Genomic DNA, 313 nt, shown 5'->3' with positions numbered 1-313 from the left:
CAGCGCTTGGGGCAGCCCGAAGAAGTGGCTTCGGTAGTAGGGTTTTTGGCATCTCAGCAAGCAAGTTATATTACTGGTGAAACGATCCATGTAAACGGTGGGATGTTTATGGGCTAAAACGGGAATATCCCGAATTTGTCCTGTTGTTATTCCGGTAGCATCTCGAATTTGTCCTGTTGTTATTCCGGTAGTACCCCGAATCAGTCTTTTCGTCATCCCGGTAGTGTTTGAGCCGGGAGCCATAAGGTTAAGACTTGGATGGATTCCCTCTCAAAATACTGCGTGAATGAGGGTAGGGTATGGTGGTTCCCAT

The 313-nt window shown here is 47.6% G+C and carries 1 protein-coding gene; it reads left to right on the top strand.

Features of this window, described 5'->3' with window-relative positions; all coding sequences use genetic code 11:
* Positions 1-117, top strand: a 117-nt coding sequence (locus A3756_RS25960; RefSeq protein WP_156490347.1) for an SDR family oxidoreductase, incomplete at its 5' end; no start/stop codon positions are given.
* Between the last annotated feature and the right edge of the window lie 196 nt (positions 118-313).

The organism is Oleiphilus sp. HI0086, from assembly GCF_001635225.1.
This window is presented reverse-complemented; position numbering and strand designations above follow the sequence as displayed.